The sequence below is a fragment of the Delftia sp. DT-2 genome (genome assembly GCF_028401915.1).
GTDB lineage: Bacteria > Pseudomonadota > Gammaproteobacteria > Burkholderiales > Burkholderiaceae_C > Comamonas > Comamonas tsuruhatensis.
On sequence record NZ_JAQOTI010000015.1, the window covers coordinates 1 to 16,649 of the forward strand.

Below are 16,649 nucleotides of genomic sequence, written 5' to 3' on the forward strand. Positions count from 1 at the left end.
CGAAATCGCGGAAGGCGTCGTAGGGCGCGCTGGCATAGACGTAGGGGTTGATGACGTGGATGGAGGCGTTGACCAGCGTCAAGCGCTACATGGCCAGCCCTGCAGGCAGGCCGCCCAACTTGCCCAGCAGCCGCTCGGCGCGCTCCCAGGCCAGGGCATGCTGGGGGTCGGCCTGGCGCCAGCGTTCGCAGGCGGCGCGGTCGGCATCGGTGGCGCCGCTGTCGTGCAGGCGCATCAGCCATTCGGCGGCCTCGTCGAGCACGCGCGCTTGCAGGGGCGTCTCCATCACGCCATTGCCACCAGGCATTGGCGAAACGCCTGGGCCATGTAGCGCTTGACGCTGGTGAGCGAGACCTCCAGCTGCTGCGCGATGTCCTCGTACTTCATGCCGTCCAGCTGGGACAGCAAAAACGTGCGCCGCACGATGGGCGGCAGCGCGTCCAGCATGGCGTCTATCTCGTGCAGGGTCTCCAGTACCAGGGCGCGCTGCTCGGGCGAAGGCGCCACAGGCTCGGGCAAGGCGGCCAGGGCTTCGAGGTAGGCGCGCTCCAGCGCCTGGCGCTTGTACCAGTTGACGAGCACGCCCTTGGCTACCGTGGTCAGGTAGGCACGCGGCTCCTGCACACCGGCCAGGTCGCGCACGCCCAGGATGCGCACGAAGGTGTCCTGCGCCAGGTCCGCCGCATCCGCCCCGTTGCCCAGCCTGCGACGCAGCCAGCCCTGCAGCCAGCCATGGTGGGCGGTGTACAGGGAGGCGGCTTCTCGGTGCTGGGGGGTGGAGGCTGGGGCGGATGGCATGGTAGGACCCGATGGCTTGAAGGCGGGAGCCACCATCAAACAAGAATCATTCTCAAATCATTGTAACCAGCGGAATCACTTGCTTAAGAGTGCCATCAGGCGGACCATCCAAAGGCGAACAGTGGGAGCAAGTGCGACCAGAGTGGCTGACATCCAGCTGCTGCGCCGGATCGGTATCATTTAGAAACAATCAATCATCAGCTCAGCATCCATCAGGAGAGCGAACCATGTTCGAAACGCGGGTAGCAGGCACGGCAGGACAACAGGCGCTGTGGAGCACGCTGGACAAGGCCATGGCGCTGGCGGAATTCACGCCCGAAGGCCGGCTGATGCGCGCCAATGCCAACTACGAGGCCATCCTCGGCTATCCGGCCACGGGCGCTGAAGGTCTGCTTCACAGCGATCTGTGCACGCAGGCCCAGGCCGACCCGGCCGCCTACGGTCAGTGGCGCCAGCGCTGGGGCGCGGGCGAGACGGTTTCGCGCGTGGGAGAGCACCGGCGCCGCGACGGAAGCACCTGCTGGCTGGAGGCCACCTATGCGCCCGTGCTCGATGCGGCCGGCGCCCTCAGCCATGTGCTGTGCATTGCCACCGATGTCTCGGCCCGCATGCTGGCCGACCGCCGGCGGCAGGAGCACATGCGGCGCCTGTCCCTGGTGGCAGACGCCACCGACGCGGCCGTGGTGATCGCCGACGGCAACTGGACCATCTCCTATGTCAACGCAGGCTTCACCCGCATGTTCGGCTGGAGCAGCGAAGAGGTCGTGGGCCGTGCGCCCATCGCCCTGCTGGTGCCCCATGCCTCGCCCGAATTCACGGCCGCCTACCGCGCCGAACTGGACGCAGGCAAGCCGGTGTACCGCGAGGAGATCCTCGTCGGCAAGGACGGCGAGCGGTATTGGGTCAGCGCCCAGGCCAATCCCGTCATGGGCCCCGACGGCCGCCTCCACACCACGGTGACCGTGATCACCGACATCACCGAGGCCAAGATGCACGAGGTGCTGCAGCGGCGCGCCCTGGAGGCCATGGCCCGCGACCAGCCGCTGACCGAGGTGCTGGACCTGGTGTGCCGCGAGGTCGAGCGCATTGCGCCCGATATCGCGGTGTCGGTGCTGGAAGTCGATGACCAGAATCGCCTGCATCCGCTGGCCGCGCCCAGCCTGCCGGCCTCCTATTCGGCGGCGCTGGACGGCGTGCCCATCGGCCCCAATGTCGGCTCCTGCGGCGCGGCGGCCTTCCACAACCGGCCCGTGCTGGTGGGCGACATCGCCACCGACCCGCTGTGGGCCGACTACAAGCACCTCATCCTGCCGCTGGGGTATACGGCCTGCTGGTCCACGCCCATCTGCGGGCTGCAGGGCGGCGTGGCCGGCACCTTTGCCTTCTACTACCGCCATTTCGACCGGCCCGGCCCCGATCCCTTCCACCAGCGCCTGGTGGAGGCCTGCACCGACCTGTGCGCCCTGGCGCTGGAGCGCGAACAGGCGCGCCGGCGCATCCGCCAGTTGGCGTTCTACGACGGGCTGACCACGCTGCCCAACCGCAGCCTGCTGCTGGCCCAGGCCGAGCAGGCGCTGTCCGTGGCTTCGCACGAGGGCCACGAGCTGGCCGTGGTCTTCATCGACCTGGACCGTTTCAAGCAGGTCAACGACTCGCTGGGCCACCCGGCCGGCGACCGGCTGCTGTGCAGCGTGGCCCAGCGCATTCAGGCGGAGCTGCGCACGGGTGACATTGCCGGGCGGCTGTCGGGCGACGAGTTCGTCATCGTGCTGCCACACTGCGGCGGTGCGCAGGCGGCCGAGGTGATAGAGCGGCTGCAGTCGGCACTTGGCGAGCCCTGCATGATCGACGACGTGTCCCTGGCCAGCACGGCCAGTTGCGGCATTGCCGTGTTTCCCGCCGACGGGCGCGACATGGAGACCCTGCTGCACCGCGCCGACATGGCCATGTACCAGGCCAAGTCGGGCGGGCGCGGGCTCTACAGCTTCTTCAGCCCCGAGATGAACCGCCTGGCCCAGGAACGCCTGGTGCTGGAGACGGCGCTGCGCGACGCCCTGCGCAGCGGCGGCCTGCGCCTGCACTACCAGCCCCAGCTCGACCTGAAGGACGGGCGCCTCTACGGCGTGGAGGCCCTGGCGCGCTGGAGCCATGCGGAATTCGGCGAGATCTCGCCCGCACGCTTCATTCCGCTGGCCGAGGAATGCGGCCTGATCGGCGAGCTGGGCACCTGGGCACTGCGCGAGGCCTGCCGCCAGCTGGGCGAGTGGCGCAGCCGGGGCATCGACGTGCCGGCCATGTCGGTCAACCTCTCGCCCACCAGCTTTCACAACCTGGACCTGCCGCACATGATTGCCGACACCCTGGAGCACAACGCGCTCAAGCCGCAGGACCTCACGCTGGAGATCACCGAAAGCCTGCTGCTGGACACCAACCCGGGCACCATGCGCACGCTGCAGGCCGTGCATTCCCAGGGGGTGCGCCTGTCCATGGACGACTTCGGCACGGGCTACTCCAGCCTCAGCTACCTGCGGCGCCTGCCCGTCAGCGAGCTCAAGCTGGACCGCAGCTTCGTCGCCGACCTGGAGCACGACGAGGCCGCCCAGGCGCTGAGCAACGCCATCCTGGGCATAGGCCGCAGCCTGCACCTGACCGTGGTGGCCGAGGGCGTGGAGACGGCAGCGCAGAACACCATCCTGCGCGAACAGGGCTATCCGGTGGCACAGGGCTATCTGTTCTCTCGCCCGCTGCCGGCCGCTGATCTGGAACGGTGGCTGCAGGCATCGAGCCTGCAAGCCGGCGTGGCGACGGACGTGTGAGCGGACGTGTGAGCGGACATGTGAACGGGCATGTGAGCGGACCAGGCCATGCGCGCGGAGACCTTGGCCGGAAAAAGTAACAATCCGCAATAAATATTCGGACTGGACCTATTTTTCTCTAAGCCTCGCCGGCAAGTGACCGATATCTGCGGCATGGCGGCGGCTGAGTGTCGGCCCCGCTGGTCGCCGCAGATCGCCACCGCATCCCCTCGATTCGCAGCCACCGCCGCTCACCCGCTTTCGCTTCTCGCCGTACGGCACTCCCCACCATGATGTTTTTCCGCAATCTGAAGCTGGCCCACAAGCTGCTGGCCTCTTTCATCGCCCTGCTGCTGCTGACCGCCGGCCTGGGCCTGTTCTCCGTGGTACAGCTGGACCGTGTCAACCGCACGGCCACCGACCTGGCGCACCACTGGATGCCCGCCGAGCGCGTGATCATGGAGATGCGCTATCAGCTGCAGCGCTACCGCTCGCAGACCATGCAGCATGTGCTGGCCACCTCGATGGAAGAGATGGCCGTCTACGACAAGAGCATGCCGGCACTGTGGTCCGAGCTGCTCAAGAACCAGCAGGCCTTCGAACGCTATGCCAACACCGCGCGTGAGCGCGAGCTGATGGCCGGCATCAAGGACGACCTGGGCCAGTACGCGCAGCACACGGCAAGGATCGTGGACCTGTCCCACGCCCTGCGCACCGACGAGGCGTCCGAGGTGCTGCGCGGCGATTCGGTCAAGACCAGCCGTGCCATCAACACCAAGCTGGACGAACTGCTCAAGATCAACGCCCAGGGCATCGAGGATGCCAACCAGGCAGGCGACGACATCTTCACCGCCGCGCGCTGGTGGGTGATCGCCCTGCTGGCGGGGGCCGTCCTCTTCGGCCTGGGCATGGCGCTGCTGATCGCCCGCAGCGTGGCACGCCCCCTGCAGCAGGCCGTGAGCCTGGCGCAGGCCGTGGCCGCAGGCGACCTGGGCAGCCGCATCGAGGTGCATGGCAAGGACGAGACCGGCCAGCTGCTGCTGGCCCTGCAGCACATGAACGAAAGCCTGCAGCGCATCGTCGGCCAGGTGCGCCAGGGAACGGACTCCATCGCCACGGCCAGCGGCCAGATCGCCTCGGGCAACCAGGACCTGTCGGCCCGCACCGAGGAACAGGCCAGCTCGCTGGAGCAGACCGCCGCCTCCATGGAGGAGCTGACCTCCACCGTCAAGCAAAACGGCGCCAACGCCCAGCAGGCCAACCAGCTGGCCGCCGCCGCCTCCCAGGTCGCCGTGCGCGGCGGCTCGGCCGTCGCCCAGGTGGTGCAGACCATGTCCGCCATCAACGATGCCTCGCGCAAGATCGTGGACATCATCGGCGTCATCGACTCCATCGCCTTCCAGACCAACATCCTCGCGCTGAATGCCGCCGTGGAAGCGGCCCGCGCCGGTGACCAGGGCCGGGGCTTTGCCGTCGTCGCCTCGGAAGTGCGCACCCTGGCCCAGCGATCGGCCGCCGCCGCCAAGGAGATCAAGCAGCTCATCGACGACTCGGTGGGCAAGGTCGAGGAAGGCAGCGCCCAGGTCGACTCGGCCGGCAAGACCATGGAAGAGATCGTGGCCAGCGTGCGCCGCGTGACCGACATCATGGGCGAGATCTCGGCCGCCAGCCATGAGCAGACGGCCGGTATCGAGCAGGTCAACCAGGCCGTCACGCAGATGGACCAGATGACCCAGCAGAACGCGGCCCTGGTCGAGGAATCGGCGGCGGCCACCGGCGCCCTGCAGGCCCAGGCCAAGGCGCTGGCCGAGGTGGTGAGCGTGTTCAAGCTCTCGCCGTCCACCGGCATGCTGGGCAGCAGCCGCGGTGTCAGCCACGCCGCCGCCGTGGCAGCGCCCCGCCAAACACCGGCGGCGCCCCGTCCGCATCTGGCGCCTGCCGCTCCCAAAGGCGCTGTGCCCGCACGCGCATCGGCCGCCCTGCCTTCTGCAACTGGTGCGGCCGGTACAGCCGGTGCAACCCCTGCTCCGGCAGGCGCCGCGCGCCCGGCCCAGCCGGCGCAGCCGGCCCGGCCTGCCGTGACCGCACCTGCCAGGGCCAAGGCCAAGGCGGCCAGCACGGCCTCCGACGACGATTGGGAAACTTTCTGAACCAGGTTTTCACCCGCCCCGCCCGGGGGCGGACACACCGGCCAAGGCCCGACCAGCTCCTGCTGGCCGGGCCTTTTTTCCGGGCGCCTCGCAGGCGGATCACGCCCCTGCCATGGCCAAGCCCTTCAAATCTGCCATGATCGACCGCTGCAAGCCCTTGTTTTGAAAGCCCTCGCCAGTCTGCCGCCCTCCCGCAGCCCCGCGCGACAGGCGCTTGGCCCGGCACGGTGCCCCAGCATGAGAAAATCGGCGATTCAGCCAAGAACACATTCATCAGAAGACGGAACACATCATGGAAGCAGAACGCATCAACCTCATCGGCAACACCCTCGAAGATCTGTCGCAGCGGACGGCAGATCTACGGAGGTATCTTTGACTACGATGCAAAGTACGAACGACTGCGCACGGTAAATGCCTCGCTGGAAGATCCCAGCGTCTGGAACGACCCCAAGAAGGCCCAGGAACTGGGCAAGGAAAAGAAGCTGCTCGACGGCGTCGTGCTGACGCTGCAAAAGCTCACCACCGAGCTGGCCGACAACGCCGAGCTGTTCGAGATGAGCAAGGAAGAAGGCGATGAGACCGGCCTGCTCACCATCGAGGGCGAGACCGCCAAGCTGCAGCCCCTGATCGAGGAACTGGAGTTCCGCCGCATGTTCGGCAAGGAAGCCGATCCGCTGAACTGCTTCGTGGACATCCAGGCCGGCGCCGGCGGCACCGAAGCCTGCGACTGGGCCGGCATGCTGCTGCGCCAGTACCTGAAGTACGCCGAACGCAAGGGCTTCAAGGCCACGGTCGAGGAAGAGACGCCGGGCGACATCGCCGGCATCAAGAGCGCGACCATCCACATCGAGGGCGAGTACGCCTACGGCCTGCTGCGCACCGAAACCGGCGTGCACCGCCTGGTGCGCAAGTCGCCCTTCGACAGCTCGGGCGGCCGCCACACCAGCTTTGCCTCGCTGTTCGTCTATCCCGAGATCGACGACTCGATCCAGATCGAGATCAACCCCTCGGACGTGCGCACCGACACCTACCGCGCATCGGGCGCCGGCGGCCAGCACATCAACAAGACCGACTCGGCCGTGCGCCTGACGCACATCCCGACCGGCATCGTCGTGCAATGCCAGGATGGCCGCAGCCAGCACAGCAACCGTGACGTCGCATGGCAGCGCCTGCGCTCCAAGCTCTACGAGCACGAGATGCAAAAGCGCATGGTGGAGCAGCAAAAGCTGGAGGACACCAAGACCGATGTGGGCTGGGGCCACCAGATCCGCTCGTACGTGCTGGACAACAGCCGCATCAAGGATTTGCGCACCAACGTCGAAATCTCGGCCACCCAGAAGGTGCTGGACGGCGACCTCGACGCTTTCATCGAAGCCTCGCTCAAGCAAGGCCTCTGAGTTTCAAGCCCCTGGGCGGCACCGGCCGCACAGGGGCTTGGACTCTGTCCCCTGATATTGGCATAGGAAGGAATCTGTATGCTGCAACTGCGTGACGGGCAGGCCCCTGCCACCGCCATCCACCGCGCCGACTACCAGGCTCCTGCCTGGTGGATCGACACCGTGGACCTGACCTTCGATCTCGATCCGGCCAAGACCCGCGTGCTCAACAAGATGCGCGTGCGCCGCAACACCGAGGTGCCGGCGCAGCCGCTGCGCCTGGACGGCGATGAACTGAACCTTGCGCGCGTGCTGGTCAACGGCGGCGGCACCTCGTTCAAGATGGACGGCGACCAGCTCGTGCTGGAGAACCTGCCCGAGGGCGGCGACCCCGTCGATCTGGAAATCTTCACCACCTGCGCGCCCGCCAAGAACACCAAGCTCATGGGCCTGTATGTGAGCCAGGGCACGTTCTTCACCCAGTGCGAGGCCGAGGGTTTCCGCCGCATCACCTATTTCCTGGACCGTCCCGACGTGATGGCCATGTATACCGTGACGCTGCGCGCCGACAAGACCGCGTACCCGGTGCTGCTGTCCAACGGCAACCTGGTCGAGCAAGGCGCGCTGGAAGACGGCCGCCACTTCGCCAAGTGGGCCGATCCGCACCGCAAGCCCAGCTACCTGTTCGCCCTGGTGGCCGGCAACCTGGTTGCGCGCGAGCAAAAGATCAAGAGCCGCGCAGGCCGCGACCACCTGCTGCAGGTCTTCGTGCGCCCCGGCGACCTGGAGAAGACCGAGCACGCCATGAACTCCCTCATGGCCAGCGTGGCCTGGGACGAGGCCCGCTTCGGCCTGTCCCTGGACCTGGACCGCTTCATGATCGTCGCAACCAGCGACTTCAACATGGGCGCAATGGAGAACAAGGGCCTGAACGTCTTCAATACCAAGTACGTCCTGGCCAGCCAGTCCACGGCCACCGACACCGACTACGCCAACATCGAGTCCGTCGTCGGCCACGAGTACTTCCACAACTGGACCGGCAACCGCGTCACCTGCCGCGACTGGTTCCAGCTGTCGCTCAAGGAAGGCCTGACCGTCTTCCGCGACCAGGAATTCAGCATGGACATGGCGGGCAGCCCCTCGGCGCGCGCCGTCAAGCGCATCGAGGACGTGCGCGTGCTGCGCACCGCCCAGTTCCCCGAGGATGCAGGCCCCATGGCCCACCCGGTGCGGCCCGACAGCTACATCGAGATCAACAACTTCTACACCGTCACCATCTACGAAAAAGGTGCCGAGGTCGTGCGCATGCAGCACAACCTGGTGGGCCGCGAAGGCTTTGCCTTGGGGCTGAAGCTGTATTTCGAGCGCCATGACGGCCACGCAGTGACCTGCGACGACTTCGCCCAGGCCATGGCCGACGCCAACCCCGACAGCGAACTGGCCCGGCGCCTGGACCAGTTCAAGCGCTGGTACAGCCAGGCCGGCACGCCCCAGCTGCGCGCCGAAGGCAGCTATGACGCGGCCGCCCGCACCTACACGCTGACCCTGAGCCAAAGCTGCGCGCCCACGCCCGGCCAGGCCGAGAAGCTGCCCTTCGTCATCCCCGTGCAGATGGGCCTGCTGGGCCAGGACGGCCGCGCGCTGACCCTGCGCCTGCAGGGCGAAGATGCGCAGGCAGCCGGCGACAGCCGCCTGTTGGTGCTGTCCGAACCCAGCCACAGCTTCGTCTTCACCGACGTGGACCAGGAGCCCGTGCCCTCGCTGCTGCGCGGCTTCAGCGCCCCCGTGGTGCTGCAGCACAGCGACAGCGATGCCGCCTTGCTGACCCTGCTGGCCCATGACAGCGATGCCTTCAACCGCTGGGAAGCCGGCCAGCGCCTGGGCCTGCGCATCGCGCTGCAGGCCATTGGCGACACCTCCATCACGGCAGACGCCAGCGGCCAGATCGCCGCTGCCCTGCTGCCGGCCTCCTTCGTCGAGGCCATGCGCGGCGTGCTGCGCCATCCGCAGCTGGATGCGGCCTTCAAGGAACTGATGCTGACCCTGCCCGGCGAAAGCTACATTGCCGAGCAGCTGGCCGTGGTCGATCCGCAGCGCGTGCACGCCGTGCGCGAAGCCATGCGCCAGCAACTGGCCACCGAACTGCAGGCCGACTGGCAGCAGGCATGGCAGGAGCACAGCGACACCGGCGCCTACCGCCCCGACCCCGTCAGCTCCGGCCGCCGCGCCCTGTCCGGCATGGCACTGTCCATGCTGTGCCTGGCCGCGCGCGCCTCGGGCGACACGGTCTGGCCCGGCAAGGCGCTGCAGCGCTTCAAGGACGCAGGCAACATGACCGACCGCATGAGCGCCCTGACGGCACTGGTGCAAAGCGGCCACCCGCTGGCCGCCCAGGCCCTGGCGCGTTTCCACAAGCTGTTCCAGCACGATGCGCTGGTGCTGGACAAGTGGTTCGCGCTGCAGGGCGGCGCCTGCGACCGTGGCGGCAACGTGCTGCCGGCCGTCAAGCAGCTGATGAAGCACCCCGACTTCCAGATCAAGAACCCCAACCGCGCGCGCAGCCTGATCTTCAGCTACTGCAGCGCCAATCCCGGCGCCTTCCACCGCGCCGACGCGGCGGGCTACGTGTTCTGGAGCGAGCGCGTCATCGAGCTGGACGCCATCAACCCCCAGGTCGCCGCCCGCCTGGCGCGTGCCCTGGACCGCTGGAGCAAGCTGGCCGAGCCCTACCGCACGGCTGCACGTGAAGCCATCGCCCGCGTGGCGGCTCGCGCCGAACTCAGCAACGACGTGCGTGAAGTCGTCACCCGCGCCCTCGCGGATTGACGAGCCACCCCCTGAGTCGCTTCGCGCCTTCCCCCTTGCAGGGGGACGACACCCTCGGTGCGAGGCGGCTCTTCCTCGGTGTCCCCGGCTTGAGCAGCGCCGGTTTTATGCTGCAAGCCAGGAATCACTGAAATGCTGTTCATCAGCAGATGCATACGCCATGCCGCATCTGCTCCCGGATTTTTAGGAGTTGAACCCATGAAGAAAAACGTCAGCCTGACCCGCTACCTGGTCGAGCAGCAACGCGTGGACGGCCTCATCCCCGGCCAGCTGCGCCTGCTGCTGGAAGTCGTGGCACGCGCCTGCAAGCGCATCAGCCAATCCGTCAACAAGGGCGCCATCGGCGACGTGCTGGGCACGGCCGGCAGCGAGAACGTGCAGGGCGAAGTCCAGAAGAAGCTGGACATCATCGCCAACGAGGTGCTGATCGAGGCCAACGAATGGGGCGGCCACCTGGCGGCCATGGCCTCCGAGGAAATGGAAGGCATCTACCTGGTGCCCAACCGCTACCCGCACGGCGAGTACCTGCTGATGTTCGATCCGCTGGACGGCTCGTCCAACATCGACGTCAACGTCTCCATCGGCACCATCTTCAGCGTGCTCAAGAAGCCCGAAGGCCACCCCGGCGTGACCGAGCAGGACTTCATGCAGCCCGGCACCCAGCAGGTAGCAGCCGGCTACTGCATCTACGGCCCGCAGACCACCCTGGTGCTGACCGTGGGCGACGGCGTCTCCATGTTCACGCTGGACCGCGAGCAAGGCTCCTTCGTGCTGGTGCAGGAAAACATCCGCATCCCCGAGGACACCAAGGAATTCGCCATCAACATGTCCAACATGCGCCACTGGGACACCCCCGTCAAGCGCTACGTGGACGAATGCCTGGCCGGCGTGGAAGGCCCGCGCGGCAAGGACTTCAACATGCGCTGGATCGCCTCCATGGTGGCCGACGTGCACCGCATCATGACCCGCGGCGGCATCTTCATGTACCCCTGGGACCGCCGCGAGCCCAACAAGCCCGGCAAGCTGCGCCTGATGTATGAAGCCAACCCCATGGCCTGGCTGGTCGAACAGGCCGGCGGCGCCGCCACCAACGGCAAGCAGCGCATCCTCGACATCCAGCCCACGCAGCTGCACGAACGTGTGAGCGTCATCCTCGGCTCGAAGAACGAAGTCGAAAAAGTGACGCAATACCATTCCGAGGCATAAATTTGCCGTTATAATTTTTGTCTGTCGCCGGTGTAGCTCAGTTGGTAGAGCAGCTCATTCGTAATGAGAAGGTCGAGGGTTCGATTCCTTTCTCCGGCACCAAACAAGAAGCCCCAGATTCGCAAGAGTCTGGGGCTTTTTTCATGCTGCCGCGGGCATCCCCCCTGCCTCCTGCGGGCAGGGGCGCTGCCAGCCCTCTGTCCCGCAACGACTCCCAGGCATAGCCTGGCCCTGCCAGGGCCGCGGATCGCAGCCAGGACCAGCCATTCGCTGCCTGCGCCGCTGTAGCCCGCTCGGGCGACATACACGCAGCGGCCCTGCTTCCAACATCCATCACACGTGACCTGCCGGGGCCGGACGGAAAAAGGGCTGCCGGCCCATGCACGCGCAGGAGCGCTCGGCGGCCGATATGGACTTGATGCCGGCAACGGAGCGTCCCATACGAATACCCATTTCCAGTGATATACCACTTTCCGTGCGTCTACTATGATCGCGGCTTCCTCTCATCTCAGCGATATTCATGGGAGCGAGTGGTATTAATGAAAATGAAAAATCATTTCGACCAAAATCTCACCTGCTTGCATGGTCGATAAACGTTTTCAAAAAAACTATTGAAAATGCCTTCTTGAAATAAATAGATAGCCAACAACCATCGCCGTTGGTTATTGACATCCCACCCAATCCCCTGACAGGACGCTCCGGCACGTTTTCCCCGGGGAGACGGGTGCGCCTGCACTGCGGAGAAGCGAATGTTGTCGTCAGTAATTTTTCTTGAAATTTCTTAACAATTCGTAGATATTCGCCCTGTCCGATTGACCCGTCTTTCGTTTTCCCGCTTTCCCACCCAAGCCATGCCATTTTCCGGCCATACCCCACCGCCCGACGTACATGCACAACCGTTTTGCATTACCAGGCAAGACAGGGAAAATCTGCATGGCCACAGGGCATGCGCCATATGGCTCACTGGTCTTTCCGGATCTGGCAAATCGACAATCGCGAATGCGCTGCAGGCCCGGCTGCATGCCGCCGGCAGACGCACCTATGTGCTTGATGGCGACAACATCCGCCAGGGCCTGAACCGCGACCTGGGTTTCTCCAACGAAGACCGTGCAGAGAACATCCGCAGGGTTTCAGAGGTCGCACGGCTGTTCGTGGATGCGGGAACCATCGTGATCGCCGCCTTCATCTCCCCTTTCCGGGCCGAGCGCGATGCTGCGCGGGCCTTGTTCGACAAGGGCGACTTCTTCGAGATCTTCGTGGATGTTCCCCTGTCCGTCGCCGAGCAGCGCGACCCCAAGGGCCTGTACATGAAAGCCCGCCGCGGCGAGCTGCGCCAGTTCACCGGCATCGACTCTCCTTACGAGGTGCCCTCTGCTCCGGACCTGGCCTTGGCCACGCACCAGCTCAGCATCGCTGCCTGCGTCTCGCGCATACAGGCGCTGCTGCAGATGGAGCAGGCGGCCGAACCAGGCCCGGCAGCATGTGGCGTGGTGCCGCTGGTGGACTCACCCCTGCCGCTGGCCAAGGCACTGCAATGAATGCCAGGGCCATCCCGTCTTGTACAACTGTCGGCGCATGCGCCGGCGCGCCCTTGTTTGCCCGGCTGGAGGCCGAGGTACGGCTGCAGGGACTGCGGGACGAGGTCGATGAGCTGCTGTCCTCACACTGGTGTGACCATGTGAACCACCGCGGCTACGAAGGTGCATGGCGCGTGGTGCCGCTGCGCTGCCAGCGCCAGCATGTGGCGGCCCACCCCCTTCTTCAGAGCTTCTCCATCGAGGCGCCTGACGAAGAATGGGACGATCTGCCTTCGCTGCAGCACAGCCCGGCGATGCGTGAGGTGCTGGACCAGTTGCAATGCCCGCTGCGCTCCGTGCGCCTGATGCAGCTGAAGGCCTGCTCATCCATCAAGCCGCATCGCGACCATGGCTTGAGCCTGGAGCATGGCCAGGCGCGACTGCACGTGCCCGTCTACACACACCCCGATGTGCGATTCATCGTGGAAGGCCTGGAAATCCCCATGGCCCCAGGAGAGCTCTGGTACTTCAATGCCGACGCCACGCATGAAGTGCTGAACCAGAGCACGCAGGACCGCACCCATCTGGTCATCGACTGCATTGCCAACGCCTGGCTGGCCGACCGCATCGGCAAGGGACAGGCCTATGCATGAGCTGCAGGTCGCTTTTGCCGCACTGATCGCAAGCCCGTCGCAGCAGGCCTTGTTTGAGCGGGCTGGAAGTGTGGAATCGGTGCTCGCCCAGTTGCGGCTGCTGTGGCGTCTTCACGGCTGGGGCGATGCCCGGCTCATCCAGACTCTGGAGCAGTTGAGCAAGGAGGCTGCCGTGCCAGCCACCGCGCTGCTGGCCGGTGGCTGGCTTCCACACAGGTATGAGGCACGCACGCGCAGCATCCAGTGGTGCCTGCCGGACGGCCCTGCCACCGAGCCGTTCCATGACGAGTACATCAGCCGCTGCCTGCAGCGCAGGCTGCTGAATCAGTTCATCCGGCCACGCACGCCGCTGGCCGAGCTGTGCGCAGCCAGCGCTCCCAGGCGCTGGGGCCATCGCCCTGCCGGCTTCATCTTCCACCTCTCGCGCTGCGGCTCCACCCTGGTCTCGGGCAGCCTTTCCGAGCTGGACAGCACGCTGGTTCTGTCGGAGCCGCCGGTGTTCACCGAGTTGCTGCTGGACACCTCGCTGGACCGTGCGCAAAAGCGCGAGGGCATTGCCGGTCTGGTGTCGGCAATCACCGTCGCCGTGCCTGGGCGCCATGACCTTGTGGTCAAGTGGAATGCCTGGGACATCTTCCAGTGGGAGCTACTGCAGGACCTCTACCCCGAGGTGCCCAGCCTGATGCTGGTGCGCGATCCTGTGGAGATCCTGGCCTCGCACCACAGGCAGGCCGGCCGGCACATGTCAGGCGACCCGTCGCTGGCTGGCGCCAGTCCGGTGTTCTGTTGCGGCAGGAGCAGCCAACCCTTTGTCTCCATGCTCGACCATCGCATGCGCGTGCTGCAGGCACTGATGGAGCAGATGCGGGGCCTGCACGAAAGCCAGGGCGTTCCTGTGCTGCACTACAGCCAGCTGGGTGCCGGGGCCATGGAGCAGATAGCCCGGCGCTTCGGCCTTCATGCGAGCGAGGCCGCACGCCAGCGCATCGCCGTGCGCCTCAGCCAGCATGCCAAGGCGCTGGACCAACGCTTCTCGCCTGATGGGCAGGACAAGGCAGCCGTCTTTGGCGCAGGCGATCGCCAGGATATCGAAGCGCGCCTGGGCCCGCTGCACGCACAGCTGCTGCAGTGCGCACAACCCCTGATGGATGCGGAGGCCCTGCATGCTGCTTGAAGCGCTGCGCCCCCCCGGCCTGTTCACCCGTCCCGCTGAACCCGAAGACCGCGACTTCCAGCGCGCACTGTTTCTCTCCGCGCGCCCGCACCTGCAATCCCTGCCACTGCCCGGGGCCGCCCTCGCCCAGCTGCTGGATCAGCAGTACGACTTCCAGCAGGCCGACTACCAGCGCCGCTTTGCCGGCGCACCCCGCCTCATCGTGCAGGAAAGGGGCGTGCCCATAGGCGCACTGACGGTGCATGACAACGGAGCGGACCTGCACATCGTGGACATCGTGATCACGCCTGCCGTACGGGGACAAGGATACGGCGCGGCCCTGCTGCGCTGGGTGCAAGGCAGTGCCGCCGTGCTGGGCCGCCGGGTCACGCTGAGCGTCGATGCAGCCAACCACGGCGCGCAAAGGCTGTACGCCCGGCTGGGCTTCGCGTCATCGGGCATCGATGCCGTTCAACTGGGCATGGCCTGGCATCCGCCTGCCGCCTGAACACCTTCATACCCCTCCTGCACCCCCACAAAGCGATAACAGAAAGGCAACGCTTCCATGGAAAACTTCATTGGAGAAATCCGCTTGTATCCCTATGGCTGGCCTCCCAAGGGATGGGCGATGTGCGCCGGACAGATTCTGGCCATCAACCAGAACCAGGCACTGTTCTCGCTGCTGGGTACGCAATTCGGCGGAAACGGCAGCACTACCTTCGCGCTTCCCGATCTTCGTGGCCGGGTCGCACGGCACACGGGCGGCGGCTTGCAGCAAGGCTTGCCGGGTGGCGTGGAAAGCGTCACCTTGGTCGCCAACAATCTTCCCCAGCACACCCACTTCGTCATGGCAAGCACGGACAGCGGGGATGCGCCCGCGTTCAGCAACAACAGCATGGCCACGGCCACGCTCGTGGCCACCAGCGCCCCCACCAATTTCTATGCACCAGGCACCGCTGGCCAGCAGCCGATCGCGCCGGCCAGCGTCTCCAACACCGGCGGCAATCAGCCGCACGAGAACTGCCAACCCTCGCTGGTGCTGACACCGTGCATCGCGCTGACCGGCATCTACCCTTCGCGCAACTGACACGCGCCCACAGGAATACGCAATGGACTATTACCTTGGAGAGATCCGCCTGTTCGCAGGCAGTTTTGCACCCGCAGGCTGGCACCTGTGCGATGGCGCGACGCTCAACATCTCTGAATACGACGCCCTGTACTCGCTGCTGGGAACGATCTACGGAGGAGACGGGCAAACCACCTTCAAGCTGCCGGACCTTCGATCCCGCGTGCCCGTGGGGCAGGGAGCAGGCCCGGGGCTGACCAGTCGCGCCGTGGGTCAGCAGTTCGGAGTGGCACAGGTCTCGCTCACGACAAACCAGATCCCCACCCATTCCCACGGTCTTGTCGCCAGCACCTCCCTGGCTACCGCAGCACAGGCCACAGGGCTGGTGCCTGCACAAAACGGGTCCGATCTCTTCTATGCGCCACAGCCGGTGGCAGGGGCCAACCCACAGACCATGGCACCCGCATCGGTCACGGTCGCAGGCAACAGCCAACCGCACGACAACATCATGCCCAGCATGGCGATGAATTACATCATTGCGCTCTACGGAATCTACCCCTCCAGGAACTAGGACAGCACCGTGGACGCTTTCATCGGCGAAATTCGCCAATTTCCGTTCAACTTCGCCCCCAAGAACTGGGCGCTGTGCAATGGCCAGTTGCTGGCCATCCAGTCCAACCCCGCATTGTTTTCCATCATCGGAACCTTCTATGGCGGCAACGGAACCACAACCTTCGGCCTGCCCAATCTGATAGGCCATGTCGTCACCGGAGCCGACCCGCAGCAGTCCTGGAACATCGGCTCCACGGAAGGCACTGATTCCGTCACGCTGCTGACCACTGAAATGCCCCAGCACAACCATTTGCTGACCGGGCTGAACAATCCAGGCACCCAGGCAGCGCCTGACAGCACGTCCTACCTGACGTTCGACGGTCGGGGGGGTACTGGGGTCGTGCGGTACATGCGAACCAACGGCACGCCCAGCGCCGCCATGGCTCCCAACATGCTGACTCCGGCCGGAGGCAACACCGCGCATGAGAATCGCCAGCCCTTTCTCGTGCTGAACTTCTGCATTGCGTTGCAAGGCGTCTTCCCCTCACGTAACTGAC

At 65.8% G+C, this 16,649-nt stretch carries 14 protein-coding genes and 1 tRNA gene; 13 read left to right on the forward strand and 2 right to left on the reverse strand.

Going from position 1 to position 16,649, the window contains the following annotated elements:
- Window positions 1-85 precede the first annotated feature (85 nt).
- Together PO605_RS24250 and PO605_RS24255 are read right to left on the reverse strand one after the other, a co-directional pair.
- Window positions 86-286, reverse strand: coding sequence for a FecR/PupR family sigma factor regulator (locus PO605_RS24250; protein ID WP_272206994.1), 201 nt, complete (start codon window positions 284-286; stop codon window positions 86-88).
- Window positions 286-798: a sigma-70 family RNA polymerase sigma factor gene (locus PO605_RS24255; protein ID WP_016452940.1), complete on the reverse strand. Its 513-nt coding sequence runs from the start codon at window positions 796-798 to the stop codon at window positions 286-288. Before PO605_RS24255 ends, PO605_RS24250 begins: the two co-directional genes overlap by 1 nt.
- A 227-nt stretch (window positions 799-1,025) precedes the next feature.
- Between PO605_RS24255 and PO605_RS24260 the strand changes: the two genes are divergently transcribed.
- The 13 genes from PO605_RS24260 (at window position 1,026) to PO605_RS24320 (ending at window position 16,648) form a co-directional block, all read left to right on the forward strand.
- On the forward strand, window positions 1,026-3,614 hold the full coding sequence (locus PO605_RS24260) for a sensor domain-containing protein (RefSeq protein WP_047471601.1): 2,589 nt from the start codon (window positions 1,026-1,028) through the stop codon (window positions 3,612-3,614).
- A 269-nt stretch (window positions 3,615-3,883) separates the two neighbouring features.
- Window positions 3,884-5,743 (forward strand): methyl-accepting chemotaxis protein, encoded by a 1,860-nt coding sequence (locus PO605_RS24265; RefSeq protein ID WP_272206995.1) that lies wholly within the window; start codon window positions 3,884-3,886, stop codon window positions 5,741-5,743.
- Between the two features lie 292 nt (window positions 5,744-6,035).
- Window positions 6,036-7,140 (forward strand): peptide chain release factor 2 gene (gene prfB / locus PO605_RS24270; protein ID WP_126312227.1). Its coding sequence is split into 2 segments (ribosomal slippage): window positions 6,036-6,116 and window positions 6,118-7,140, totalling 1,104 coding nucleotides; the frame shifts between segments, so codons are not numbered across the junction.
- Between the two features lie 78 nt (window positions 7,141-7,218).
- Complete coding sequence (gene pepN / locus PO605_RS24275; RefSeq protein ID WP_047473805.1) at window positions 7,219-9,945, forward strand: aminopeptidase N; 2,727 nt, start codon at window positions 7,219-7,221, stop codon at window positions 9,943-9,945.
- 198 nt (window positions 9,946-10,143) lie between these two features.
- Window positions 10,144-11,151 carry a class 1 fructose-bisphosphatase gene (locus PO605_RS24280; RefSeq protein ID WP_012205101.1) on the forward strand — a complete coding sequence of 336 codons (1,008 nt, stop codon included), beginning with the start codon at window positions 10,144-10,146 and terminating at the stop codon, window positions 11,149-11,151.
- 26 nt (window positions 11,152-11,177) lie between these two features.
- Window positions 11,178-11,253: transfer RNA gene (locus PO605_RS24285), tRNA-Thr, on the forward strand.
- A gap of 749 nt (window positions 11,254-12,002) precedes the next feature.
- Window positions 12,003-12,689: an adenylyl-sulfate kinase gene (cysC, locus tag PO605_RS24290; RefSeq protein ID WP_043791449.1), complete on the forward strand. Its 687-nt coding sequence runs from the start codon at window positions 12,003-12,005 to the stop codon at window positions 12,687-12,689.
- Between the two features lie 53 nt (window positions 12,690-12,742).
- A complete protein-coding gene (locus tag PO605_RS24295; RefSeq protein WP_231574509.1) occupies window positions 12,743-13,321 on the forward strand; it encodes an aspartyl/asparaginyl beta-hydroxylase domain-containing protein in 579 nt (192 codons plus the stop codon).
- Window positions 13,314-14,495, forward strand: a complete 1,182-nt coding sequence (locus tag PO605_RS24300; RefSeq protein WP_047473802.1) for a hypothetical protein — start codon at window positions 13,314-13,316, stop codon at window positions 14,493-14,495. The genes PO605_RS24295 and PO605_RS24300 overlap by 8 nt, the downstream gene beginning before the upstream one ends.
- Window positions 14,485-14,982 (forward strand): GNAT family N-acetyltransferase, encoded by a 498-nt coding sequence (locus tag PO605_RS24305; RefSeq protein WP_052013988.1) that lies wholly within the window; start codon window positions 14,485-14,487, stop codon window positions 14,980-14,982. Before PO605_RS24300 ends, PO605_RS24305 begins: the two co-directional genes overlap by 11 nt.
- Before the next feature lie 57 nt (window positions 14,983-15,039).
- Window positions 15,040-15,561, forward strand: coding sequence for a phage tail protein (locus PO605_RS24310; RefSeq protein WP_034364006.1), 522 nt, complete (start codon window positions 15,040-15,042; stop codon window positions 15,559-15,561).
- Window positions 15,562-15,583: 22 nt separating this feature from the next.
- On the forward strand, window positions 15,584-16,111 hold the full coding sequence (locus tag PO605_RS24315; protein WP_047219765.1) for a phage tail protein: 528 nt from the start codon (window positions 15,584-15,586) through the stop codon (window positions 16,109-16,111).
- Between the two features lie 9 nt (window positions 16,112-16,120).
- Window positions 16,121-16,648, forward strand: a complete 528-nt coding sequence (locus PO605_RS24320) for a phage tail protein (protein WP_034364007.1) — start codon at window positions 16,121-16,123, stop codon at window positions 16,646-16,648.
- The last annotated feature ends 1 nt before the right edge of the window (window position 16,649 follow it).